General features: G+C 72.0%; 18 protein-coding genes and 2 tRNA genes. 10 read left to right on the forward strand and 10 right to left on the reverse strand.

Annotated elements, in window-relative coordinates; genetic code table 11:
* Window positions 1-95 precede the first annotated feature (95 nt).
* Window positions 96-1,229, forward strand: a complete 1,134-nt coding sequence (locus ACGF5C_RS26875; RefSeq protein ID WP_393305964.1) for a hypothetical protein — start codon at window positions 96-98, stop codon at window positions 1,227-1,229.
* Window positions 1,230-1,357: 128 nt separating this feature from the next.
* On the opposite strand, the gene ACGF5C_RS26880 is transcribed toward ACGF5C_RS26875, so the two are convergent.
* Window positions 1,358-2,626 (reverse strand): glycosyltransferase 87 family protein, encoded by a 1,269-nt coding sequence (locus tag ACGF5C_RS26880; protein WP_393305966.1) that lies wholly within the window; start codon window positions 2,624-2,626, stop codon window positions 1,358-1,360.
* 75 nt (window positions 2,627-2,701) lie between these two features.
* Here ACGF5C_RS26880 and orn point away from each other — a divergent pair, with 75 nt between their 5' ends.
* The gene (orn, locus tag ACGF5C_RS26885; RefSeq protein ID WP_350702801.1) at window positions 2,702-3,292 is read left to right on the forward strand and encodes an oligoribonuclease; all 591 of its coding nucleotides are present in this window, start codon (window positions 2,702-2,704) and stop codon (window positions 3,290-3,292) included.
* Window positions 3,293-3,388: 96 nt separating this feature from the next.
* Window positions 3,389-3,461: transfer RNA gene (locus ACGF5C_RS26890), tRNA-His, on the forward strand.
* 52 nt (window positions 3,462-3,513) lie between these two features.
* Here the strand turns inward: ACGF5C_RS26890 and ACGF5C_RS26895 are convergent.
* Complete coding sequence (locus tag ACGF5C_RS26895; protein WP_393305968.1) at window positions 3,514-4,806, reverse strand: Ig-like domain-containing protein; 1,293 nt, start codon at window positions 4,804-4,806, stop codon at window positions 3,514-3,516.
* 322 nt (window positions 4,807-5,128) lie between these two features.
* Entirely contained in the window at window positions 5,129-6,385 is a 1,257-nt protein-coding gene (locus tag ACGF5C_RS26900) for an Ig-like domain-containing protein (protein WP_393305970.1), read from the reverse strand.
* A 187-nt stretch (window positions 6,386-6,572) separates the two neighbouring features.
* On the opposite strand from ACGF5C_RS26900, the gene ACGF5C_RS26905 reads away from it, so the two are divergent.
* Window positions 6,573-6,648, forward strand: a tRNA-Lys gene (locus tag ACGF5C_RS26905).
* Window positions 6,649-6,670: 22 nt separating this feature from the next.
* On the opposite strand, the gene ACGF5C_RS26910 is transcribed toward ACGF5C_RS26905, so the two are convergent.
* Together ACGF5C_RS26910 and ACGF5C_RS26915 are read right to left on the reverse strand one after the other, a co-directional pair.
* A complete protein-coding gene (locus ACGF5C_RS26910) occupies window positions 6,671-7,126 on the reverse strand; it encodes a tyrosine-type recombinase/integrase (protein ID WP_393306010.1) in 456 nt (151 codons plus the stop codon).
* A gap of 109 nt (window positions 7,127-7,235) precedes the next feature.
* The gene (locus tag ACGF5C_RS26915) at window positions 7,236-7,448 is read right to left on the reverse strand and encodes a hypothetical protein (protein ID WP_393305972.1); all 213 of its coding nucleotides are present in this window, start codon (window positions 7,446-7,448) and stop codon (window positions 7,236-7,238) included.
* A 583-nt stretch (window positions 7,449-8,031) separates the two neighbouring features.
* Between ACGF5C_RS26915 and ACGF5C_RS26920 the strand changes: the two genes are divergently transcribed.
* Together ACGF5C_RS26920 and ACGF5C_RS26925 are read left to right on the forward strand one after the other, a co-directional pair.
* Window positions 8,032-8,412: an SCP2 sterol-binding domain-containing protein gene (locus tag ACGF5C_RS26920; protein WP_393305974.1), complete on the forward strand. Its 381-nt coding sequence runs from the start codon at window positions 8,032-8,034 to the stop codon at window positions 8,410-8,412.
* Window positions 8,409-10,469, forward strand: a complete 2,061-nt coding sequence (locus ACGF5C_RS26925; RefSeq protein ID WP_393305976.1) for a glycogen debranching N-terminal domain-containing protein — start codon at window positions 8,409-8,411, stop codon at window positions 10,467-10,469. The genes ACGF5C_RS26920 and ACGF5C_RS26925 overlap by 4 nt, the downstream gene beginning before the upstream one ends.
* Before the next feature lie 66 nt (window positions 10,470-10,535).
* Here ACGF5C_RS26925 and ACGF5C_RS26930 read toward each other — a convergent pair whose 3' ends face one another.
* Window positions 10,536-11,990, reverse strand: a complete 1,455-nt coding sequence (locus ACGF5C_RS26930; RefSeq protein ID WP_393305978.1) for an amino acid permease — start codon at window positions 11,988-11,990, stop codon at window positions 10,536-10,538.
* Between the two features lie 279 nt (window positions 11,991-12,269).
* Here ACGF5C_RS26930 and ACGF5C_RS26935 point away from each other — a divergent pair, with 279 nt between their 5' ends.
* Window positions 12,270-13,016, forward strand: coding sequence for a hypothetical protein (locus tag ACGF5C_RS26935; RefSeq protein ID WP_393305980.1), 747 nt, complete (start codon window positions 12,270-12,272; stop codon window positions 13,014-13,016).
* Between the two features lie 1,123 nt (window positions 13,017-14,139).
* Complete coding sequence (locus ACGF5C_RS26940) at window positions 14,140-14,787, forward strand: ATP-dependent Clp protease proteolytic subunit (RefSeq protein ID WP_357459090.1); 648 nt, start codon at window positions 14,140-14,142, stop codon at window positions 14,785-14,787.
* Window positions 14,788-14,869: 82 nt separating this feature from the next.
* Here the strand turns inward: ACGF5C_RS26940 and ACGF5C_RS26945 are convergent, their stop codons facing one another.
* From ACGF5C_RS26945 to ACGF5C_RS26960, 4 genes are read right to left on the reverse strand one after another with little or no spacing between them, the layout of a single operon-like run.
* On the reverse strand, window positions 14,870-15,670 hold the full coding sequence (locus ACGF5C_RS26945) for an SDR family NAD(P)-dependent oxidoreductase (protein ID WP_393305982.1): 801 nt from the start codon (window positions 15,668-15,670) through the stop codon (window positions 14,870-14,872).
* Window positions 15,671-15,695: 25 nt separating this feature from the next.
* The gene (locus tag ACGF5C_RS26950) at window positions 15,696-15,995 is read right to left on the reverse strand and encodes a hypothetical protein (RefSeq protein WP_393305984.1); all 300 of its coding nucleotides are present in this window, start codon (window positions 15,993-15,995) and stop codon (window positions 15,696-15,698) included.
* Window positions 15,992-17,344: an acyltransferase domain-containing protein gene (locus ACGF5C_RS26955; protein ID WP_393305986.1), complete on the reverse strand. Its 1,353-nt coding sequence runs from the start codon at window positions 17,342-17,344 to the stop codon at window positions 15,992-15,994. The genes ACGF5C_RS26950 and ACGF5C_RS26955 overlap by 4 nt, the downstream gene beginning before the upstream one ends.
* Window positions 17,337-22,169: an SDR family NAD(P)-dependent oxidoreductase gene (locus tag ACGF5C_RS26960; RefSeq protein ID WP_393305988.1), complete on the reverse strand. Its 4,833-nt coding sequence runs from the start codon at window positions 22,167-22,169 to the stop codon at window positions 17,337-17,339. The genes ACGF5C_RS26955 and ACGF5C_RS26960 overlap by 8 nt, the downstream gene beginning before the upstream one ends.
* 986 nt (window positions 22,170-23,155) lie before the next feature.
* On the opposite strand from ACGF5C_RS26960, the gene ACGF5C_RS26965 reads away from it, so the two are divergent.
* Window positions 23,156-23,959, forward strand: a complete 804-nt coding sequence (locus ACGF5C_RS26965; RefSeq protein WP_393305990.1) for an SDR family NAD(P)-dependent oxidoreductase — start codon at window positions 23,156-23,158, stop codon at window positions 23,957-23,959.
* A 21-nt stretch (window positions 23,960-23,980) separates the two neighbouring features.
* A complete protein-coding gene (locus ACGF5C_RS26970) occupies window positions 23,981-24,736 on the forward strand; it encodes a thioesterase II family protein (protein ID WP_393305992.1) in 756 nt (251 codons plus the stop codon).
* The last annotated feature ends 49 nt before the right edge of the window (window positions 24,737-24,785 follow it).

The following is a 24,785-nucleotide window of genomic DNA, read 5'->3' on the forward strand; positions in this document are numbered from 1 at the left end:
CGGCTTTCCGGGCCGGTGCCGTGGATATCCGCTGATCAGTCGGTCCTCGTCGGTAAGGTCGGCCGGGTATCCGGCTACGGAGGGGGACGAGGCGAATGCGGTTCGTGCGGGCGCTCGGCGGAGTGCTGCTGCTGACCATCGGGATTCCGGCGCTGCTCGCCGGCGGGGTGCTCGGGATGCTCACCCGGCACACCGACCCGGCAGGCGCCTTCAGTGCCCGGTTCGAGACCGTGCACACCCCCGGGCACGCGGTGGTCGTCCGGGACCTCGACGAGCTGCTGCGCGCGGAGGCGCCGTTCGCCCGGGTCGGGCAGGCCCGCCTCCGGCTGGACGCCCGCACGGCCGACGGCCCGGCCTTCGTCGGGCTGGCCCCCGCCGGCGAGGTGCGGCGCTGGCTCGACCCGGTGCCGCACGCCGAGGTCCGCCGGGTGGCCCTGGCCCGGGGTCCGCTGCCGGTCCGGCTGGAGCCCGCCGCGCCGCCCGCCGGCACCACGCCGCCCGCCGGCACCACGCCGCCCGCCGGCTCCACACCAGCCGCCGGCGCCGCGCCGGCCGTCACGCCGATCGGCCAGCCCTTCTGGGTACGCGAGGGGATCGGCGCGCTGGAGTGGTCCCCGCAGGAGCTGGCCGACCGGCGGCTGAGCCTGGTGGTGATGCGTCCCGACGGGCGTGCCGACCTGACCCTGGAGCTGCGCGCCGGGCTGCGGGCCGGCTGGACCGCCTCGGCGACCGCGGGCCTGCTGGCCGGCGGGGTGCTGGCGGTGGTGCTCGCCGTGCTGCTCCTGTTGCGCCCGGTACGCCCGCGCGAGGTGGTTTTCGTGGTCGAACCGGACCAGGTGCCGGTGCTGGCCGGGCGGCTCGGCGTGATCTCGCTCAGCGGGTTGGGTGCCCAGCCGACCCGGGACAGCGACCGGTCCCGGGTCGGGCGTCAACTCGCCTCGGTCGGCGCGGGCCCCGCGCGGTCCCGGGCCGCCATCGGGCCGGTGCCCGCGCGCCGCCCCGCGACGCTCGCCGACCTCGCCGGCGGCGACCCGGCGGTCCGCCCGCCCGAGGTGACCCTCAGCCTGGCATGGCCGCCGGCCGTTGCCGAGGCGACGGCCGCACCGGCCCCGACGGAGGGCCGACCCCGTCCGGACTTCCCGGTCACCCCGGCCTTCCCGGCCACCCCGGATTCCCCGGCCACCCCGGACTGCCCGGCCACCCCGGATTTCCCGGACGCCGCGCGCTGACCGTGCCCGGGCGGGCCGAACGGCGAGCGGCCCTCCGCGCTGCCGACGCGGAGGGCCGCCTTCACCGGGGGATCGGTGCTACCCGAGAGACACCTGAGGTAGTTGTGACCAGATTAGCGGTGAAGGGGCTACTCGGGAAGACTGTCCATTTGGTGCGACTTCCCGGCCCGGCGCCCAACTGGCAGCGCCACCAGCAGCAGCAGGCTCAGCAGCACGTACGTGTTGCGCACCAGGAACTCGCCCGGCGAGTCGGTGCGCACCGGGGCGACGCCCCAGTCGTAGAAGGTCACCACGCCGTACACGATCAGGGCGGTCGTGCCGACGGCGAGCGCGGCCAGCCCGTTCCGGCGGCGGCGGCCCTCGCCGGTGCCGGGGTCGGCGCTCAGCGCCGCGTCCGCCAGCACCACCACCGCGGGGATGAACCAGTAGATGTGGTGGGTCCAGGTGATGGGGCTGACCAGCGCGCCGACCAGCCCGGTGAGGGCGAGCCCGGTGAGCGGGTCCCCGGCCCGGGCGGCCCGCGTCGCCCGCCACAGCCCGTACCCGGCGACGGCCGCGACCAGCAGCAGCCAGAGCAGCCGGTCCGGCTTCTCCGGGGCGGTGATGCGGCTGAGCAGCCCGAACAGCGACTGGTTGCCGGTGTAGTCGGTGCGGCCGACCCGGTCGGTCGCCCACAGCTCGTGGGTCCAGAACCGCCACGAGTCACGCGGCGCGACCGCCGCGGCGAGCAGGGTCGCGGCGGCGGCCGTCGCGCTGGCCACCGCCGCCGCCCGCCACCGCCGGGTGGCCAGCAGGTAGACGATGAAGATGCCTGGGAAGAGCTTGAGCGCCGTCGCCAGCCCGACACCCACGCCGGCCCAGCGAGCCGCCCGGGGTACGGCGAAGAGCAGGTCGGCCAGGATCAGCACGACCAGCAGCATGTTGATCTGACCGAAGGTGATCGTCTCCCGGGTGCTCTCCACGGCCAGCACGAGCAGGACCGCCACCGTGAGGGTGAACACACGGGGCAGGCCGTGCCGGGCGATCACCGGCGCCGACAGCCAGCGGGTGGTGACCACCACCGCGAGCACGGTCAGGATAGTGAAGATCGTCACGGTGACGCCCAGCGGAAGCAACGCGAACGGGCGCAGCAGCAGCGCGCTGAACGGCGGGTAGGTGAAGTAGAGCTCGCCCTGCACCCGGTCGGGCTGGACGTAGTCGTAGAGCGGGTTGCCGGCCGCCCACCAGTCCATCGCCCGCATGTAGATCTTCAGGTCGAAGAAGTCGTGTACCAGCCCGGGCAGGTAGAGCGCCGGCAGCACGGCGGCCAGCGCCAGCACGGCGGCGAGCCGACGGACCGTACGGCCGCCGGGGTCGTCGTCGGTGACGGCGGGCGGTGCGGCGGGTTCGGCTGGCACGGGGAAACCCTAGCGGTCGGGTCGCGCCACGGTGCGCGGGCGCGCGGCCGGCGGGGCTGCGCGTAGTCTGGGCCGGTGGCTGATCTTCTCGTCTGGATCGACTGTGAGATGACCGGGTTGGACCTCGGCAGGGACAAGCTGATCGAGGTCGCCGCGCTCGTCACCGATCCCGATCTCAACGTGCTCGGGGAGGGTGTCGACGTGGTGATCCACGCCGACGAGGCGGCGCTGGAGGCGATGCCGGAGATCGTCCGCACGATGCACGGCAAGTCGGGGCTGACCGAGGAGGTCCGGCGCTCGACGGTGACCCTGGCCGAGGCGGAGGACATGGTCCTCGACTACGTCGCCAGCCACGTCAAGGACCCGCGCAGCGCGCCGCTGTGCGGCAACTCGATCGCCACCGACCGGGGCTTCATCGCCCGGGACATGCCGCGCCTCGACGCGCACCTGCACTACCGGATGATCGACGTCTCCTCGATCAAGGAGCTGTGCCGCCGCTGGTATCCGCGGGTGTACTTCGGTCAGCCGCAGAAGGGGCTCGCGCACCGGGCGCTGGCCGACATCCGGGAGAGCATCCGGGAGTTGGAGTACTACCGGCGGACCGTCTTCGTGCCGCTGCCCGGCCCCGACGTGGAGACCGCCAAGGCGATCGCCGCCCAACTCTGATTCGGGGCGGAGAACCCGCTGGACGCGGCGGGCGGGGGTGGGGCTATTATTGGTCCGCACCCCGCCCGGGGCGATCGACCGGGCGCGGAAGGCATGGTGGCTGTAGCTCAGTTGGCAGAGCACCGGGTTGTGGTCCCGGTTGTCGTGGGTTCAATTCCCATCAGTCACCCGGTTGCCGAAGGCCCCCTCCTCGCGGAGGGGGCCTTCGGCGTTTCCGGTGCTCAGGCGGTCGGGCTGGGCGCGGGCTCGCCGCTGGTGTCCGGGTCGGCCCCGGCCGGCTCGTACGGCAGGGCGCTGCCCTTGACGTACTCCTCCCAGCTCATGTTCCAGTCGGTCCAGCCGTTGCCGTTCTGCAGCTTGCGCTCGGTGCCCTTGACCGTGATCGGGTCGCCGATCCGGGTGTTGGCGAACAGCCAGGCGCCGTTGGCCATCGAGACGTTCACGCAGCCGTGCGAGACGTTCACGCTGCCCTGCTGCCCCTCCGACCAGGGCGCGGCGTGGATGAACTCGCCACCCCAGGTCAGCCGCTGGGCGTAGTCGATCTTCGTGCGGTAGCCCTCCTCGGGGCCCAGCTCCTCGAAGGTGTCGAAGACCGTCTTGCGCAGCTTCTCGATCACCACCATGGTGCCGCTCGACGAGGGGGTGCTCTTCTTGCCGAGGCTGACCGGGATGGTCTTGATCACAGACCCGTTCTTCGTGACGGTCATCCGCTTGGTCTTGTTGTCCACGGTCATGATCACCGCGGCGCCGATCTTGATGTCGACGGTGAGGTCCGTCCGGCCGTACCAGCCGCCGCCGAGCGGCAGGCCGCCGGCCTGGACCCGGTAGGAGACGGTGCTGCCGGCCTGCCAGAACTCCTTCGGGCGGTAGCGGATCTCCGTCGGGCTGACCCAGTGCCAGATGCCCTCCTGGGCCGGCGTGGAGGTGACCGTCATCCGGCGCTGGACGTCGTCGCGGTAGTCCTCCGGGATGGCCCGGCCGAACTTGACGATCAGGGGCATGCCGACGCCGACCACCTGGTCGTCGCCGAGGAAGCTGGTGATCCGGACCTGCTTGCCGGGCTTCGCCATGGTGGTGAAGGTGCTGGTCGCCGTGGCGGGCCGGCCGTCGTCGCCGGTCGCGGTCACGGTGGCGGTGTACGTCTCGCCGTACTCCAGCGCGCCGGCGGGCAGCCAGCTCGTGCCGTCCCCGGCGAGCTTGCCTTCGACGGCCGCGCCGGCCGAGTCCTTGAGCTCGACGCTGGTCTCCTGGGCGTCCTTGGTGGTGAAGGTGATGCCGGTCGAGGCGGGCACGTCCTTCGCGTCGGCCTTGGGCTCGACGATCGTGGCCGCGGCCTTCGGCGCGGCGGGCTGGCCGCCGCCGTCCTGCCGGCCGGACGGCTTGCCCCCGCCGCCGTCGGTGCAGGCGGAGGTCAGGGCGAGTGTCGCGGCGAGCACCGCCGCCGCGATCCCGCGGCGTCGCCCGCCCCGCCGGTCGTCCCCACGCCGGATCAGCTGGTCCTGGACAGCTCGCATGATTCCCTCACAGTCGTGGTCCCCGGTTGCCCATCGTCCCTCACTGACGCATCCGGACAGATACCCGTTCCTCAGGGTGAACCGAAACACGTCGGGCAACCTGTCCGAATATTGAAAAAATCGAGGGATTTGCGAGGTGGGTTCGCGTTCCCCGGGGTGACGGGGGCAACGGGGGCAACGGGCCGGCCCGGGGGCGGCGACCCGGTCGCCGACGTCGCGGTCGGGGGCGTGACGGACGACCGGAGTCGGTGCCACCCGGCCCGGAACGCGGCGACCGGCCCGCGGGTGCGGACCGGTCGCCGGGTCGTCGGGTGGAAACGCGTCAGAACGCCGGCCCCGCACCGCCCTCGGGCACCGGCAGGGCGCTGCCCTTGACGAACTCGGACCAGCTCACACTCCACGCCGTCCAGCCGTTGCCGGCGGCCAGCTTGCGCTCGGTGCCCTTGATGGTGATCGGGTCGCCGACCTTCGTCTTCTCGAACAGCCACCTGGCGTTCGCCGTCGAGACGTTGACGCAGCCGTGCGAGACGTTCTGCCGGCCCTGCACGTGCTCCGACCAGGGCGCGGCGTGGATGTACTCGCCGCCCCAGGTGAGCCGCTGCGCGAAGTCGATCTCCGTGACGTAGCGGTTCGCCGGATCCGGGTCGTCCCGGGTGTCGAAGACGGTGGACTCCTTCTTCTCCATCACCACCATCGTGCCGCTGGAGGAGGGCGTCTTCTTCTTGCCGAGGCTCACCGGCAGGGTGCGGACCACCTGGCCGTCCTCGTACACCGTCATCTTCTTGGTCGCGTTGTCGACCTTCATCTCGAACGCCCGGCCGATCTTCGCGGTGGCCGTGCGGTCGACGTTGCCGTAGCGGCCGTTGCTCAGCGGGATGCCGGCCAGCGCGATCCGGACGGTGAGGGTGGTGCCGGGCTTCCAGTACTCCGGCGCGCGGTAGTAGGCCTGGGTGCCGTTGTCGACCCAGTGCCAGGCGCCCGGCTGCGGCGGGTCGGTGTGCACGAACATGCGCTTCTGCACGGCGGCCCGGTCCTTCTTCGGGATGCCCGGGTGGAACTCGGTGACCACCGGCATCGCCACGCCGTACGTCTTGTCGTCGAAGAGGTACAGGCCGGAGCTGATCATGGACTTGGGCTTCGCCATCGTCGTGAAGGTGCTGGTGCCCTGGCTGGTCCCGCCGTCGGCGCCGGTGGCGGTGACCGTGGCCGTGTAGCGGGTGCCGTACTTCAGCGGCTTCGACGGCACCCAGGACGAGCCGTCGGCGCGGAGCCGCCCCTCGACCTGCTTGCCGTCTGCCGCGGTCAGCGTGACGCCGGACACCTTGCCGCCGTCGGGCAGCTCCGCGCTGATCTCGGAGCTGACCGGCTTGTTCTTCGCCCCGTCGGCCGGGCTCAGCGCCAGCGGCGGACCGCTCGGCGCCGCCGGGCTGGCGGGATCGGCCGCCGCGCTCGCCGTGGCCGGCGTGGTGCCGCCCACGAACTCCGCCTTCTTCTGCTTGTCGCTGCAGGCTGTCAGTGCCAGCGACGCCATCAGACCGAGGGCGCCCACCATCGCCCCGGCCCGCGCGAACCTGCCCATCCCCACCTCTGTTCTCGCGTACCTGGCGCACATCGTGCCGCATAGACCCCGCTCCTCAGGCCCCTGTCGTCGTATGCCTGGTGGTTTTGCCCTTGGATGCCCCTTAAGCTCGACCGAAGGGGGGAGCCGGGGATCGGATTGGAACCCGGCTCGGAGGGCGTGCTAATGTTCTCCCCGTTGCCAGCGAGCGCCGCTAGCTCAACTGGCAGAGCAGCGGACTCTTAATCCGCGGGTTCGGGGTTCGAGTCCCTGGCGGCGCACCAGCAATCATCTGGGCATTCACCCTCACGGGTGGGTGCCCAGATGTCGTTTCGGGGCGAGTGACAGCAACGGTGTCTCGTCACCGTCATTACCTGCCTGCGACTCGCTGAGCGCCGCGTCCATGTGACCCGCCGCCTCCTGTTGCATGGCCGGCATCACGTGCCCGTAGATGTTCATGGTCACCGCGATCTGCGCGTGGCCGAGGATGTCCATGACGACTCGTGGCGATAGGCCTGCCGCGAGCAGCAGGGTCGCGCAGGTGTGTCGCAGGTCATGAAAGCGGATTGGCCGGACACCGGCTCGGAGGATCAACCGGCCGAAGGCAGTGTTCAGGTTGCGCGGTTCGACATGGCGACCGGTAGCGGTCGTGAAGACGGGGCCCGTCGGGTGACCAACTGGGTGACGACCGACGCGAACGACGCCGGACGCCCACGGACGGCGATGGACCCTTCGCGCAGGTAAACGCTGCTGCTCGCTCAGCTCGTCGACGCGCGATCATTCCTTCGGGACGAAGAGGTCAAGCTCCGGCGGCGAGGTGGCAGCCGACGGAGCTTGGCATCGGTAGGAGCATCGGGATGGGCGATCAGGGCTATTTTTCGTAGGTGCGCAGCCCGTTACCCATCGCGAAGAAAGTCGGGGCCCACTCGCCGATAAAGATGCCCCACCGGTCCGCGCGTTCGATGCCAGCATGTTCGAACCGCTTGGAAAGCAGCCAGCTTGTGAACGCCAGGCCGACACTCACCATGCCGGCGAGGTAGCAGTGTTCTGCCTTCAACCCCGAGTTGTGCAACTGTTCCAGCATCAGTAACCAAGCCTTTCTCTGGTTCGTCCGTGGCACTACAGCTACCCACCCGTTTGAGCCTTGGCGGCTTACCCAGCGAGACCCGAGCTACACGCGTCAGTGGTACTGCTCTCGGCGGACGCTCATGGTCGACAAAGCCGGGCCCGGCTTTGGATCGCGAGGCCGCTCGGGCAGGGGGACAGGGATAGCCCTGGTCGGCCGATGCGCCAGCAGGTCTCGATGAGGCGAGCAGCCAATCGAGCAGCCAAGCCGGCGGCCATGGGCGGACGACCACGGACTCGGGCATCAAGTCAACCAGAGGAACCGCCCCGGGGAGCAGGAACCGGCGGCCGACTCGTAATGCGTAGGTCGGGTGACAGCAACGCCGACAGCAACCGAGGCGTGCGTCATCGTCCGGACTCTGCTCACTACCCACCCCGCACGGCCGAGGTGAGGAAGAACGGACCATGGCCCCGGCTGCTCTTAATCCGCGGGCCGTCCGGCCCTGCGCCAGCAACTTCACCCGCTTCGGGTGATGACCGTTCATAACGAGGTGAGTGAGCCTGTAGCAGTGCGATTCGCGAGTGGTCGGAAGGAAGTTCTGATGACGGACTCGACTGCCGATTTTCTCAGCCGGCTGGGCGGGCACCCAGCCTCGCCGATCGGTGTCTCGATGAAGGCCCGGGGCACTATTCGGTTGGACATCGAACGCGCTGCGGGGACCGATTTCTGGTTCATCACGGTGGGCGACGGAACGGAGGTGTCGCGGCAGGACCGGGAGCCGGACCTGGTGATCCGCGGCGACCAGACGGTGTTCGATCGGCTGGTCCGGGGTCAGGCAAAGCTCTTCGCGTCGCTGCTGCGCAACGAGATCAACGTCGAGGGCGACTTCGCGCTCCTGCCGTCGCTTGAGCGGCTGCTTCCCGGCCCTGCGGGCGCGCACCACCCGCGCGCAGTCGCCCGCTCCAGGGAAGAGGGATCATGAACGAGCGAGGCGTCAGCATCCTGGACGGCAACACGTTCGTGGTCAGCGACGAGCGTGGCGACCTTCACCCGTCGCCGGTGTTTCCCACGGGGCTCTTCTCGTTCGATACGCGGTTCCTGTCGACCTGGGTGCTGACCGTCGACGGCGAACCGCTCAACGCCCTGTCCCGGGACGATTTGCAGTACTTCGAAACCCGCTACTTCCTCGTGCCCGGCGAGCCGACCCACTACGTCGACGCGAAGGTCTCGGTCATCCGGCAGCAGCAGATCTGCCGGGAGTTCAGCGAACAGTTGACGGTACTCAACCACGACACCGAGGAGCGCCGTCTCACGGTGCGGGTGGAGATGGCCACCGACTTCGCCGACCTGTTCGAGATCAAGGACGTGCGGCAGAAGACCGGGAGAACGTTGACGAGCGTGGCGGACGGTCACCTGCGGTTCCGCTATGAACGAGACAAATTCCTGCGTGAGACGATCATTTCGAGCACGGCAGCGGCGCGGGTCGACGAACGGGGGATGACCTTCGACATCCGGATCGAGCCGCGGGGCAGATGGAGCACCGAGCTGCATGTCTTCCCGATCGTCCGCGGCGCGCGGGGCCTTGACATTCGGGCCAGCCTGGACGCCCACCGAGGGCGGGTGAAGCCGCAGCTACGGGAGGATCTCGACGGCTTTCTCGCCGGGAGGCCACAGTTGGTGTGCGACTACGAGCCACTTCAGAATGCGTACGAGCGCAGTCTGGTCGACTTGGCCGCGATGCGGTACTCACCGCTCGCCTCCCCCACGCGGTTGCCGACTGCGGGGCTGCCCTGGTTCATGACCATCTTCGGCCGCGACAGCATCTTCATCAGCCTGCAGACGCTGCCGTTTGTGCCGGAACTCGCCTCGGCGGTGCTCCGCGACCTCGCTTGGCAGCAAGGCAGCAAGCTGGACGACTTCCGCGAAGAAGAACCCGGAAAGATCGCGCACGAGGTCCGCTACGGCGAATCGGCGGCGTTCGAGGAGCAGCCGCACAGCCCCTACTACGGTTCGGCGGACTCCACCCCCCTGTACGTGATCCTGCTCGACGAATTCGAGCGGTGGAGCGGGGACGCCAGCCTGGTGCGACAGTTGGAGTTCGAGGCGCGCGCGGCGCTGAACTGGATCGACGAGTACGGCGACCTCCTGGGCAACGGCTACGTGTCGTACCGGCGGCGGAACACCGTGAACGGCCTGGAGAACCAGTGCTGGAAGGACTCCTGGGATGCCGTCTCCTACCGGGACGGCCGGCTGCCCGGACTGCCACGTGCGACCTGTGAGCTGCAGGGGTACGCCTACGACGCGAAGCTGCGCGGCGCCCGTCTGGCCCGGCACTTCTGGAACGACCCCGCCTACGCCGACCGGCTGGAAGACGAGGCGGCCGACCTCAAGCGCCGTTTCAACCGCGACTTCTGGATCGAGGACGGGGAGTACTACGCGCTCGCCCTCGATGCCGATGGCAAGCCGGTCGACGCCATGTCGTCCAACATGGGCCACCTGCTCTGGAGCGGGATCGTCGAACCGGACCGGGCCCGGAAGGTCGCCCAGCACCTGCTCGGGCCGAGCATGTTCTCCGGCTGGGGCGTCCGCACTCTGGCCGACAGCGCGGCGCGGTACAACCCGGTCGGCTACCACGTCGGCACGGTCTGGCCGTTCGACAATTCGATCATCGCCTGGGGCCTGTGGCGCTACGGCTTCCGCACGGAAGCCGGCCAGATCGCCGAGGCAGTCATCGACGCGTCGCAGTACTTCGGCGGGCGGTTGCCCGAAGCGTTCGCCGGCTACGAGCGGCCCCTGACCAAGTACCCGGTCGAGTACCCCACCGCCTGCAGCCCGCAGGGCTGGTCGGCCGGGGCGACGCTGCTGTTCCTCCGGACGATGCTCGGCCTCAACCCGCACGAGGAACACCTCGCGGTCGACCCCGCCCTGCCGGCCGCGATCGGCCGGATCGAACTGCTCGACATCCCGGGCCGCTGGGGGCACGTCGACGCGTTCGGCCGCAGCAGGGCCGACAGCCGGCGTCGCGCCGGGGCTCGGTAGGGACGGAATAGGAATAAACAGGGGCTTGTCGACGGCGGCGCCGGTTCGCCGGCCGGCTGTGCCGGTTCACCGCCGCAGGCGCCTGCCAAGGCGGCTGTGGTGCCGTCCGTATGCGAAGTAGACGACCAGGCCGAGCGCCATCCAGACCAAGAACCGCATCCAGGCCTTTACTGGCAGGTTCAGCATCAGCCACAGGCAGGCCAGGATGGCGAGCGCTGGCAGCCAGGGCACACCGGGGGCCCGGAATGTGCGATGCAGGTCGGGCCGGGTGCGCCGGAGCACGATCACGCCGAGGCACACCATCACGAACGCGAACAGCGTGCCAATGTTCACCAACTTGGTGAGTTGGGACAGCGGCACAGACCCGGCAAGCGCCGACACGGCCACGGCCATCACCAGTGTGATGATCCAGGGCGTACCGAGCCGCGGATGCACCGCGCCCAGGCCGCGCGGCAGCAATCCGTCCCGCGACATCGCGAACAGCACTCGGGTCTGGCCGACCAGCAACACCAGGATCACGGTGGTGATCCCGGACAGCGCGCCGACATCGATGATCTTGGCGGCCCATATGATGCCGGCCTCGTCAAACGCGCGGGCCAGTGGGGCGCCTGTGTCGAGCCGGGTGTAGTGCGCCATGCCGGTGATGACGAACGACACCGCCATGTAGAGCACCGCGCAGATCGCCAGTGATGCGAGGATGCCGCGAGGCATGTCGCGCTGCGGGTTGCGGGTTTCCTCGGCGGTGTTTGCGACCACGTCGAAGCCGATGTAGGCGAAGAACACGATCGACGCTGCCGCGAGAATTCCGAAGACGCCGAAATGCTGCGGGGTCACGCCGAGCAGGACCTGCAGCAGCGGTGCGTCGCTGCCAGCCTGTTTCTCCGCCGGCTGGCTGGGGGGGATGAACGGCGTGTAGTTCGCCGCCTTGATGAAAAAGGCACCCAGCGCGATGACGAACAACACCACCGCGACCTTGACCGCGACCAACACGGCGGATACGCGGCCCGACAGCTTTGTCCCGAAGAGGGCCATGATGCCGAGCAGGACGACGATGAAAATGGCGCCCCAATCGGGGCGGGCGGCGTCGCCGGCCACCGTGTCGGGCAGGTTGAACAGGTCATGCAGGTACGCCGACCAGCCTCGGGCCACCACGCTGGTCACGATCGCTAATTCCAACGTCAGGTCCCAGCCGATGATCCAGGCGACCAGTTCGCCGAGCGTGGCGTAGGAGAAGGTGTAGGCCGCCCCGGCTACCGGCAGAGTGGTGGCGAGCTCCGCGTAGCAAACCGCGACGAGCGCGCACACCACGCCGGCGATGAGGAACGACAGGATGATCGCCGGGCCGGCGTTGCGGGCCGCCTGCTGCCCTGTCAGCACAAAGATGCCGGTGCCAATGATGATCCCAACGCCGAACACGGTGAGGTCCAGCGCGCTCAGGCTCCTCTTCATCCGGTACTTCGGCTCATCGGCCTCGGCGATGGACTGTTCGACCGACTTCGTACGCATCAGACCCTGGAGCATTCCGCGCATGTACCCGGCAGCAGCAGGAACAAACTACCCCTATCGACGCATTCCGTAACTCACCTCAGAGGCCGCGCAAATAGGTCAGTGGGGATCGGTCGGGTAGGAGACGGGCGCAGGCGTCAGTGATCATGAAGGCTCCCGCGCAGTGGTGCGGAGGGGCAGGCCATCAGGTAGGCGACCAGGAAGGCGAGTATGGGCCGGTAAGGCCATGCCCTCCGTCAAGGCTTGTGCGCGGAGCCGGCGTTGCCCGGCCGCAGTTGCGGGTACCCGGCACGGATGGCGGAGGTACTTGAAGACGGGGACATCTACTTCCTCTACCGGCCACGGGTGGACGAGGAGCACGTCGACTCGCTGGAGGAGGTGCAGCGGCTGCTGGTCGTGATGCACCCGTGGCGGGGGCGGCACCTGCGGCTGCTCGTGGTCGGGCGTAAGCGCCTGCCCGGTATCGACCAGCACGACCGCTTCTGGGCGTTCGTCGACGAGGTGGTGGGCCGGCCCGAGCAGTTGCACAAGGCCCTTCAGGCGCGCGCGTACCGGACAGAGACCCGCGGCGGACGGGAGCAGCCGCCGGCCCGGCCGGTGGCGGAGGGGGCGTACGTGATCGCCCGGCACGGCGACCACACCCATCTGGCGTACGAACTCGAACTTCCGCTGCGACTCGGAGCACCACAGCACGAGCTGAGCATCGAGCCGGAGGCGAGCTACATCATCACGGTGAAGAACCCGCAAGCACCCTCCCCGCCCGGGGTCGGACTGCGCGGGGACCAGAAGGTCAAACTGCCCGCTCAGTTGCAGGGGAAGTTCCACGGCCGTCGTTTCGCCCCGCTCGACCCGCCGGACTTCCTCGATCATTCCGGGACCGAACTCGTCCTCGTCGGCGCGGCCCACGACGCCTCCGAGGAGCTACGGATCGACCTGGACGCGGAGGTCGAGCGGGCGGAGCGGAGCACGATCTTCGGGGACCTGCGGATCGGACGCCGGGATCGCCCGGTCGAGCCGCTCTTCGCAGGGGAGTGGGCCTAGCCTCCCGCCGGTCTCGCGCCGGTACGGCGGTGTGGCGCGAGTTGGGTCCGGAGGTCACGTAGCCCGTGGCCGAGGGCGCGTCCAGAGCCGGTCAACGTCCCGCCTGCCCGACCGCCCCGCCGTCGTCGAGCACGCCCGCTTCACCGCGCACCATGCGCGCCGTCCAGGGCAGCCCGTAGTGCGGGGCGTTGCCATAATCGGACCGTGTCGATCTCGAGACGGCGTCGGTGGTTTCATCCCGCGATAGTCGGGCTGGGAGCAGGAGCCGCTGCTCGTCGCCGGCGAGCAGCGCGAGACCGCCCTCGTGGCGTCTCCGTGCTGGCTGAACGACAACTTCACGGCCACGTTCGTGATCAGCCGGCAGTACGCGGTCCTCGAGGCGACCGTGGGGATCGCGGACGACTCCGCGAAAGCGCTGCCGCTCCGGTTCACCGTGCTGGCCGACAGCAAGCGGTCTTCGCCACCACCCTCGGCCTCGGGAAGACCCGCGCGGTCAGAGTGGACATCAGCGACGCGACGCAGGTGTCCCTCCAGGTCAGCACCACCAGCGTCAACCAGTGCCACGGCGACGGCGTCGGCGTCTGGATCGCTCCTCGGGTGCGTCGGTGAGCGGCGAAGCCCGCCGCACACCGCCGGGTGCGGCTCTGCGTGGCTGATGGGGCACCCAGCGTGCGCCGCTCGGGCCGGACGGGCCCCGTCGGCGATCGGTGCCCGCGTGCCGGATACCGCTTCTGCATTTGACCATCGTCGATCAGCGGTGGGGTAACTCGCCGACGTGCTCTCACGGAATTCCCATGTCAGGGAAGTGTGCCGATCTGCACGGACGAATTGTGTGGCCGTCCCTCGTCGTCGACGACCGGCGTCCCCGGGGCCCGGCCGACCGCGGTGCCGCGCGGACGCACCGGCGCTCCCGGTCGCCGCCCGATCCGTTGTGGGTGCGGCGCAGCCGGCAGCGTCGACCGTCCGCAGTGGACCCCTTCTGCTGCTCGCGTAAACACCCCTGTTTGGGAGCGGCATTCCGCCCGGGAAGCGGATAGGGTCGACAGAGGATCATCTCCGCTGCGTCGCCCGGTCGACGGGTGAATTTGCCGGGGGAGCAATTTCCGAGGGAGAGAGGGCGAACATGATCCGGAAGCCGAATCTGTCCGTGGACGCACGGTACGTCCTGCCGTCGTTCGCTGAGCGGACGTCGTACGGCATGAAGGAGACCAACCCGTACAGCAAGATGTTCGAGGACCGGATCATCTTCCTCGGCACACCGGTCGACGACGCCGCGGCCAACGACGTGATGGCGCAGCTCATCACGTTGGAGGCGACGGATCCCGAGCGGGACATCACCATGTACATCAACTCGCCCGGCGGCTCGTTCACCGCCATGACGGCGATCAACGACACCATGCGCTACGTCCGCCCGGACGTGCAGACCGTGTGTCTGGGGCAGGCGGCGTCCTCCGCCGCGATCCTGCTGGCGGCGGGCACCCCGGGTAAGCGGATGGCGCTTCCGCACTCGCGGATCCTGATCCACCAGCCCGCCATCGAGGGCGTCCAGGGTCAGGGCACCGACCTGGAGATCCAGGCCCGGGAGATCATGCGGATGCGCACCCAGATGGAGGAGATGCTGGCCCAGTACTCCGGCCGCCCCCAGGAGGAGGTCTCCCGCGACATCGAGCGGAACAAGATCCTTACGGCCGACGACGCGGTGGCCTACGGGCTGGTCGACACCATCCTGCGCAGCCGGAAGAAGAGCGCGGCGGCGATGGCGGCCAGCTGAGCCGACCCGTCCGGGGTCGACGGCGCCACCCGGCCCGTCGGCCCCGCTTCTGGCCAGTCCCGCTGTCGCGGCTCCGCCCCGGTCAGTCCCGCGCTGTCGCGCCGGCCCTGTCCCGGGTGGGCGGCGGGTCGTCCAACGCGGGTAGCAGGTCCCCCGCGAGGTGCGGCTGGTAGCCCCCGCTCGCGGTCCACCCGCCGTCGAAGCGCACGGTGGTGGCGGTCAGGTAACGCAGCTCGTCCGCGGCCAGTGCCCGGATCAGCTCCGCCACCTCGGCCGGCTCAGCCAGCCGGCGCTGCGGGGTGCCCCGCACGATGGTCTCCTCGTCGAGGAGGTTCCGGTGGATGCCGTCCATCACCAGCGGCGTCCGGACGTAGCCCGGGCTGACCGCGATGACCCGGATGTTCTGCGCGGCCCACTCCACCCCGAGCACCTCGGTCAGCATGGCGACACCGGCCTTCGAGGAGCAGTACGCGGCTCCCTCCACCATCGCCAGGTGCGCCGCCACGGAGGCGATGTTGACGACCAGCCCGCCGGCCCGCCGCAACGCCGGGAACATCGCCCGGCAGCAGTAGTACGTCCCGGTCAGGTTGACCCCGATGACCCGCTCCCACGCCGCCGGCGCCAGTTCGCTGGCGAACCCGCGCCCGCCGATGCCGGCGCTGTTGACCAGCAGGTCGGCCCGCTCGACCTCGGCCGCCGCCACGGCCACCTGGTCGTAGTCGCGTACGTCGACCTGCCGCCCGGTCACGCCGTCCGCGTCGCACGGGCGACGGTCCCAGCCGATCACGCGCCACCCGTCGTCCACCAGCCGCCGCGCCACGGCTGCGCCGATCCCGCTGGCCGCGCCGGTGACCACGGCCAGCCGCTGCCCACTACCGTGCAACCTGCCCTCCCTGGGTGTGCGACGTTCAGTTCGGGGGCAGCCGCAGCCGGGCGATGCGCCGTTCGCCGTCCAGGGCGCGCATCGCCCGGGCCAGCGTGGCGGCGTGCAGTTCGTCCTCGCCGCGTTCGAGCATGGTCTCCGCCGTCACGCCGATCGCCTTGGCCTCCGCCATCAGCGCCTGCGCGGCCAGCACGCATCCCCGCACGTCGAAGTGGCCGCTGTCGCGGGCCGGATTGAGACGGGCGACCAGGTCGACGATGCGCAGGTAGCGGTCCACCAGCTCCTGCTCGGCGCGGGTCAGCGCGGGAAGCTCTCGTTCCGTCATGGCCTCACCCTGTCATCCTGGTGCCGGCGCTGCCAGCCGCCGAGCACCTCGCGGCTGGCGTGGGCGACCTCGTTGAGGACGGCCTGGAAGGCCGCGAGCACCGGGTCGTCGACGGCGCCCGGTGCCGGTGGGCCGGCGGGGTGGGCGTCGTCGTCGGCGCCGGGCAGCGCGGCGAAGTCCGGTCGCAGGCCCTGCACCCACAGCGCCGCGGCGAGCCGGGCCAGCGCCGCCAGCCCGTCGGGGCGTCCCTCCGAGGCGCTCACGACGACGTGCCGCTGGCCGTGCAGCGTGTCGCGGACGAAGGCGGCGAGACTGCCGTGGCCGACCTGCACGAAGGCCCGGGTGCCCTCGTCGTGGAGACGCTGCACCAGTTCCCGGAAGCGGACCGGCGAGACCAGGTGCCGGACCAGGAGCCGACCCAGCGCAGGCTCGTCGTCCGGGTAGCGGTCCACCGTGGTCGCCGACCAGACCGGCACCGTCGCGGCCCGCAGCGGGACGGCCCGGAGGATGGCGGCCACCGGGTCGAGGTAGGGCGCCAGCATCGGGCTGTGGAAGCCGGACCGGAACGGCAGCACCGTCCGGGGCACCGAGGGATCGGCGATCCGGGCGAACGCGGTGTGGATCGCCGTGTCGGTGCCGCAGAGCACCGTCTGCCGGGGACTGTTGTCGTGGGAGATGACCACGTCGGCCACCCCGTCGATGAGCCGTCTCGCCTCGACCACCGGACAGCCCACCACCGCGAACGCCACGTCGGGCAGCTGGTAGGCGTCCGGCCCCATCCGCCGGGCGAAGTCGTCGAACGCCTCCGGCGCCCACCTGCCGGCGGAGAACAGGGCACTCCACTCGCCGGCGCTGTGCCCGGCGACGAGGTCGGGCCGGATGCCCATCCGCCGCAGCGCGCCGTCCAGCAGGCGCCCGGTGTGCAGCAGGTCCCACGTCCGGCCGCCCACCGTCCCGGTGCGGTCCGGCTGGTAGCCGGGCAGGCCGAACGCCCCGGCCACGTCGTCCAGCGGTGGCCGGTCGTGCGCGGACAGGCCCGGGAAGAGAAACGCCACCCGGCCGGGGCGGCCCGGCCCCAGCACCGGATCGGTGGTGTACCAGAGGTCGGCCGGACCGGCCCACGACCGTTCCCGCAGCACGAGTTCCTGGGCGAGGGCGAGCCGGTCCGGGGTCGGGGTCAGCAGGGCCAGCCGGCACGGCAGGCCGGGCTCGTCCGGCTCCTCCGGGCGGCGCGCGCCCCGGGCCACCGCCCGGAGCCGGTCCGCGAGTTCCGCCGGGGACGACGCCGCCAGGCGCAGGACGGCCGGTCCCGACTGGCGGGGGTACGGCGACCGGGCCGGCTCAGTCATCGAACCCGACGGGCCGGAACGGGGCCGGGTCGCCGGCCACGTACAGCACCTGGTGCGCGTCGCGCGGGCCCTCGGCGATCTCGCGCATCAGCGCCTCGACGCCCGCCTCCGGGTCGATCACCGCGATGCCGCGGCGCGCGTACTCCCGTTCCAGCTCGGCCGAGACCATGCCGCCGCCGGCGGCGGCCCACGGACCCCACGCCACGGCGAGGGTGCGGCCGGTGAAGCGGTCGGCGGCGGCCAGCGCCAGGGTGTCCAGCGCGTCGTTCGCCGCCGCGTAGTCGGCCTGCCCCCGGTTGCCGAACGCCCCGGAGACGCTGGAGAAGAACAGCAGCAGGCGCAGGTCCGGCTTCAGCGCGTCCAGCAGGACCCGGGCGCTGCGCACCTTGGCGTCGTAGACGGCGGTGAAGGCGGCCTGGTCCTTGTCCCGGATGAGCCGGTCGTCGAGCGTCCCGGCGCCGTGCACGACGACGTCGATCCGGCCGTGCCGGCGGTAGACCTCGTCGACGGTGGCGGCCAGGCGGGCGTCGTCGCGGATGTCGAAGCGGTGGTACCGCACGGACGCGGCGTGCGCCTCGAGCCGGTCGAGGACGGCGCGCAGCTCGCGCCCGGCGAGCAGGGCCCGCAACCGGCGCTCCACCTCGGCCGGCGTGCCGGTGCCGGCCGCCAGCAGGGCACGGCGCAGCTCGACCGGGTCCGTCAGGCCGGCCGTGGCGGGGTCCTCGGCGGACTCCGGCGGAGCCGTACGCCCGACGATCTCCAGGTGGCAGCCGTACCGCTCGGCGAGCGCCACCGCCGTCCGGGCGGTGATGCCCCGCCCACCGCCGGTGACCAGCACCACCGAGTCGGAGTCCAGGTCCAGCGCCTCGGACCCGGCGGGGAGGTCCTGCCGGTCGTAGCGGCGGACCACCCGGGATCCGCCGGGCAGTCCGACCACCCCCCGGGGCGTCCCGCCGGCCACCTCGTCGACGATCCGCTCGGCGACCGCCTCCGCGCCGCCCTGGGGGTCCACGTCCAGCAGGCGGACCCGGGTCTGCGGATACTCGTGGGCCACGGTGCGGACCAGCCCGGCGAAGCCGATCCCGGCCAGCGCGGCGTGCTGTCCGGCCGGGGCGGTCTCCGAGTCGAGGGGCGCGAAGTGACCGCCCATCGTGGTGACCACGGTGATGTCCGGCACCCCCGCGGTGAGCAGCGCGCGGAGCCGGTCGTAGGCCGCCGGCAGGGCCGGCTCGCCGGCGGCGTCCGTCACCGGCAGCAGGATCGCCAGGTCGAGCTCACCCGGCGGGGTCGCGGCGTCGGCCGCGGCGACCCCGGAGCGGGCCAACCGGCGGCGCAGCGCGTCCGCCAGGTCGGGCGCGCCGCCGGTGACCGCCGCGACGCGTCCGGAGAGGTCGGCGGCGGCGCGGGACGGCGCGGGCAGCGGCCGCAGGGCGGGGACGTACCGGTCCGGCGCCCGGCCCGGGGCGGGCCCGGTGGGCATCCCGGCGTCCGGCGTGGACCGCCCGGCCGTCTCCGGGTCGTGCGTGGCCCGGCCGGCCGTCCGGGTGTCGGCCGGCCCCGGGACGTCCGGTGTCGCGGCCGGGCCGGTCGCCGTCGGGTCGAGCGGGGGAAGCAGCGCCACCAGGTCGGCGATCGTACGGGCGCCGACGAGGGTCGACACGCGCGTCTCCGGTCGCGGCACCGCCAACCGGCGCAGCAGCGTCTCGGCCAGCTCCGTCCGCTTGATCGAGTCGATGCCGAGGTCGGCTTCCAGGTCGATGGTGGGGGCGAGCATCTGCGCGGGATATCCCGTCCGCTCGCTCAGCAGGTCGACGGCGAGCCCGAGGACGGTGGTCGGGCCGGCGTCGGCCACCTCGGTGCGGGCGGGCTCGGTGGACGCCGCCGCGGCGACCGGCGTCGGGTCCGGTGCGGACCGCCGCGGCCGGGGCTCCCGGTCCAGGTAGCCGAGCACGATCTCGCGCTGGGCGTCGACCAGCTCCCGGCTGTTGCGCAGGAACTCCAGCACCGCCGTCTCGCGCGGATCGCCGCTGCCGGCGCTGTCCGCCGCCGCCAGCCGGGGCGCCTCGTCGGCGGGGCGCAGGCCGTTCGGCACCGGCTTGCCGTCCAGGCCCCGCACGAGGTGCCCGTCGACCGTCCACCCGGTGGCGGCGGGGGCGGGGGCCGAGGTGGCCCGTGGGCCGGCGAAGAGGCGGGCCGGGTCCACCGGCACTCCCGCGACGGCCAGCTCCGCCAGGGCGTGCAGCAGGCGGGGCAGCCCCGGCTCGTTCGGCACGTCGCAGCTGACCGCCCGGTGCGGCCGGTCGCGGAGGATCCGGCCGATCATCCGGCTGAGCACCCGTCCGGGCCCCACCTCGACGAAGACCCGGGCCCCGGCGGCGTACATGTCCTCGACCTGGGTCAGGAACCGCACCGGGGCGGCGAGCTGCCCGGCGAGGAGCCGGCGGATCTCGTCCGGTGCGTCCGGGTAGCGCTGGCCGGAGGCGTTCGCCCAGACCGGGCGCTGTGGCGGCTGCACCGGGCAGTCGGCGAGGACGGCGGCGAACTCCTCGGTGGCGTCGGCCATCGCGGGGCTGTGGAAGGCGCAGGAGACGCCGAGCGTGGTGGCGGACCGGCCCTGGGCGCGCAGCCCGGTCACCGCGGTCGCCACCGCCGCCTCGGGGCCGGCGATCACCACCTGCTCCGGGGCGTTGTGGTTGGCGATCACCACGGCGTCGTCGAGGCCGGCCCCGGCGAGGGCGGCGGCGACCTTGTCGGCGCTCGCGGCGACGGCCGCCATGGTGCCGCCCCGCCCGCCGGCCGCGTGCATCGCGGCGGCCCGGGCGGCGGTCAGCCGCAGCAGGTCCGGGCGGGACAGGGCGCCGGCGGCGTGCAGGGCGACGAGTTCGCCGTAGCTGTGCCCGCCGAGCAGGTCGGGCCGGACCCCGAGGGAGCCGAGCAGCTCCAGCAGGGCCAGCTCGGCGACCCCAAGGGCGGGTTGGGCGTGGCGCGTGTCGGCGAGCGTGGCCGCCCGGGCCGCCGCCGTCGCCTCGTCGAACGAGGTGGGCGGGAACATCACCGCGGCCAGCGCCGGGTCGTCGTACAGGTCGGTCCGCATGGCGGGGAAGGCCGCGAAGAGGTCGGCCAGCATGCCGGGGCGTTGGCTGCCCTGCCCGGGGAAGAGCAGCGCCACGACGGGCGGCTCCGCCGGGCCGGGGTCGGCCAGGTAGACCCCGGCCCCGGGGTCGGCGGTGCCCGTGGCGGCCAGCCGCAACCGCTCCCGCAGCTCGTCGAGGCTGCCGGCCACGACGGCGGCCCGGACCGGCCGGCCGTCGTCGCGGGTGCGGCCGAACCACTCGAGCGCGAGGGCGTGCAGCGCCCCGTCCCCGGGCGGCGCGTCGGCGGCCAGGGCGGACAGGGCACGCGCCGCCTCCCCGGTCGACTGCTCGTCGGCCGCGTGGAGCAGGAAGAGCTCGGCCGGCCAGCGTTCCCACGCCTGGTCGGGGTCGGCGGTGCTGGGGTGGGCCCGGACCACGGCGTGGAAGTTGGTGCCGCCGAAGCCGAAGGCGCTGACGCCGGCGGCGCGGCGGGCCGGGGGAGCGAGCCAGGGCCGCGCCACGCCGTCGAAGGCGAACGGGCTGGCCGTGGCGTCCCAGTAGGAGTTGGGCCGGGTCAGGTGCCCGGTCGGTGGGCGGACCCCGGTCTGCACCGCCCGGACGGCCTTGATCAGGCCCGCCATGCCGGCGGCGCACTTGGTGTGCCCGATCAGCGACTTGACCGAGCCCAGCGAGCAGGTGGCCGGCCCGGCCCCGTCGGCGGCGAACACCTCGGACAGGGCGGACAGTTCGGTGCGGTCACCGACGACGGTGCCCGTGCCGTGCGCCTCGACCAGGCCGATCTCCCCGGGCGTGACGCCCGCCGCCCGCAGGGCCCGCTCGACCGCGTGCCGCTGGCCCTGCGCCCGGGGGGCGGTGAGGCCCATGCCGCGGCCGTCGCTGGCGCCGCCCACGCCGGCGATCACCGCGTGGATCCGGTCGCCGTCGCGTTCCGCGTCGGCCAGCCGCTTGAGCACGAGACAGGCGACGCCCTCGCTGATCACGATGCCGTCCGCGGACTCGTCGAAGGTGCGGCACCGCCCGGTGGGCGACAGCGCCTGCACCGAACCGAAGAGCAGGTAGTCGTGCACCGCGTTGTGCACGTCCACCGCGCCGCACAGCACCATGTCGCTCGTGCCTACGGCCAGCTCCTTGCAGGCCAGGTCGACCGCCGCCAGCGAGGACGCGCAGGCCGCGTCGACCGTGTAGTTGACCCCGCCCAGGTCGAGCCGGTTGGCGATGCGGCCCGCGATGACGTTGCCCAGGATGCCGGGGAAGGAGTCCTCGGTCAGACGGGGCAGGTGGGCGTCGAGCGCGGCGGGCGGCTCGGCGAAGTACGTCGGCAGCAGCGCCCGCATCCCGTACGCCGTCGCGAGGTCGGCGCCGGGCTCGGCCCCGAAGATCACCGAGGTCTGCGCCCGGGGGAAGGGGCGGTCGGCGTACCCGGCGTCGGCCAGTGCCCGCTCGGCGACGACCAGGGCGAGCAGTTGCGCGGGATCGATGCTCCCGAGTGCGGCGGGCGGTACGCCGTGGGCCACCGGGTCGAACGGCACGGGCGTCAGGAAACCACCCCAACGGGACGGGCTCTTCTCCCCAGGGCGGGGATCGTCCGCCGAGTAGTAGCGGTCCGCGTCCCACCGCCCGGGGTCGACCTCCACCACGGCGTCGGTGCCGGCGACGACGTTGGCCCAGAAGGAGGCCGCGTCGGAGGCACCGGGAAACGCGCAGGCCATGCCCACGATCGCGATGTCCATGGAATGCCCGGATCCTTTCCTCATCCCGTCCCCGTCCCGCGCCCGGTCCCACTCGTGACGGGCGGACGCGCGGTCGTACTCGAAAAGGGCACGTCGGCGACGACGTCCGTGAATGCGCATAGCACTGCGACGGACGTTTATGGGGTGCGGCCAGTGGCACTGCGGCGGTCTGCCGCGGTGGCTTCGCACGGGCGGCGCTGACGGTCTGGTGCCAGTTATAAAGACGCGAACCCCGAGTCGGGGTTCGGAGGGTCGGCACAAGCAAGATCGGTTGGTGCCTGCCTGCCTCCGAATGGTCTCGTTCGATTTGCAAGCGTTTCCTCGATCCTTGCATACCGGCTGGTATGTGTCCACCCGTGATCGAATGCTCACCCGAACCGCCAGTTTTTGGCAGTCGATGCACGCTTTATGGGCATTTGGGGGGCGCCCGCGTGTGGAAGTTTCACGGCCCGTGGGCCGCGCGGCGGCCATCCGAGGCTGAGCCCGTGATCAGTGTCACTCGATCCGGTGGAACTGCAGCTAGCCGCGATAATGCGCGGCGACCAAGGGATCGTTAATTGCCGGATCTGTCCGCGCTAATGCGCACGTCGACGACCCCGAACTTATTGGTAGGGATTGACTCCGTCCGGGCTCCATGATGTGCTTCCCGGGTCCCGACGGGGTTGGCGGAAATGCGCCGGAGTGCTCCCGGTGATCGACCGGGAGGTCGGGACGCCGGTGTCGTGCCCGCCGTGGCGGCGACACCGCTGGGGCAGGGACAACGTGGGGGAACGGGGACATCCGAGTGCTGATCCGTCCTTCAGGCCGGGTGTGTGAGCACCGCGAGCGCGGGCGGCGGACGACCACCCGCCGCGGTGCGTCGAGCGCCCGCTCGCCGGGGCGGCGCCAGCGCGGCTGAGCTGGCCGCCGCGGGCGGATCGTCAGGTCCGGGTAAGGGGCCGCCCCGCGCCGGGTGCGGCGTTCGAACCATGTCACGGGGGGAACCAGTGGATCTTGGATTGGACGGTCGGCGGGCGCTCGTCACCGGGTCGTCGTCCGGCATCGGAGCGCGGATCGCCGAGATGCTTGCCGACGAGGGAGTGACGGTCGTCGTGCACGGGCGCTCCGTGCCCGCCGCGGAGTCCGTGGCCCAGGGCATCCGGGCCCGGGGCGGCGCCGCGGAACCGATCGTGGCGGACCTGCTCGACGCCGACGGCCCGCACCGACTGGCGGTCGCGGCCGAGCGCTACCTCGGCGGCGTCGACATCCTGGTCAACTGCGCCGCCACCGGCCTGGACCGGCCGTGGGACGACACCACGGACGAGGACTGGCGGCGCCTGCACGAGCTCAACGTGGTGGCGCCGGCCCGCCTCGCCCAGGCGCTGGTCCCCGGCATGCGTCGCCGGGGCTGGGGCCGGCTGATCCAGATCGCCAGCGGCGCCGCCACCCAGCCGCAGGTCGGCTCGGTGGCGTACTCGACGACCAAGGCGGGACTGGTCAACCTCACGACGGGGCTGGCCCGGGCGTTGGACCGCACCGGCATCACCGTCAACACCGTCAGTCCCGGCATCGTCGTCACCCCCCGGGTCGAGGCGTACGTCCGCGGTCTCGCCGCCGACCAGGGCTGGGGCACCGACTGGTCCGACATCGAGCAGCGCGTCCTCGCCAAGTCGATCGACAACCCCACCGGCCGGCTCGGCACACCCGACGACGTGGCGGCGCTGGTCGTCTTCCTCGCCAGCCCCCTCGCGGGCTTCGTCAACGGAGCCAACCACCGCGTCGACGGCGGCGCGGTCGCCGTCGTCAACTGAGTCTCCGCGGAAGGATCAATGGTGACTGTCCACTACTCGGCGGACCGACGACCACGGTGGTTCCTCTTCCCGGACACCCCGGAGGCGCCGGTGGCGTTGTACTGCCTGCCGCACTCCGGGGCGGGGGCGACCGCCTACCGGGCCTGGATCCCGACCGCGGCGCCGGGCATCGCGGTACGCCCCCTGCAGCCGCCCGGCCGGGAGAGCCGGATCGACGAGCCGCCCGTCTTCGACGTCGCCGAGGTCGCCGACGTGCTGGCCGACGAGACCCGGCCGTACGCGCTGTACGGCCACAGCTTCGGCGCCCTCGTCGGGCACGCCGTCGTGGCGGAACTCCAACGCCGCGGCGCCCCGCTGCCCCGGCGGCTCGTCGTCGGCGGGTCCCGCCCCCCGGACGACCTCCCGGAACTCGCCCGCCGGCTGCTCGGCCTGGAGGACGAGGAGTTCCTGCGCGAGGTGGTCGGGATGGGCGGCACCCCGGCCGAGATCCTGGAGCACCCGGCGCTGGCCGCCCTGCTCGTTCCGGTGCTGCGGGCCGACTTCGGCTGGATCGACCGCTACTCCGGCGCCGCGCACGGCCCGGTCGACGTGCCGATCCTGGGCTTCGCGGGCACCGAGGACCCGATCGCCACAGCCGAGGCGATGGCCGGGTGGCAGCGGATGACGTCCCGCGGGTACCGCGGCCACAGCGTGCGCGGCGACCACTTCTTCCACATCACCGACCCCGCCGGGGTGGTGCGGGCCATCGCCGCCGACCTGGCGGCCGATTCCCGGTAGCGCCCCCGGTGCGCCAACTCGACTGGCCCGGCAGCGGGCGACGAGGTCC

Source organism: Micromonospora sp. NPDC047620 (genome assembly GCF_043205005.1).
Lineage (GTDB): Bacteria > Actinomycetota > Actinomycetes > Mycobacteriales > Micromonosporaceae > Micromonospora.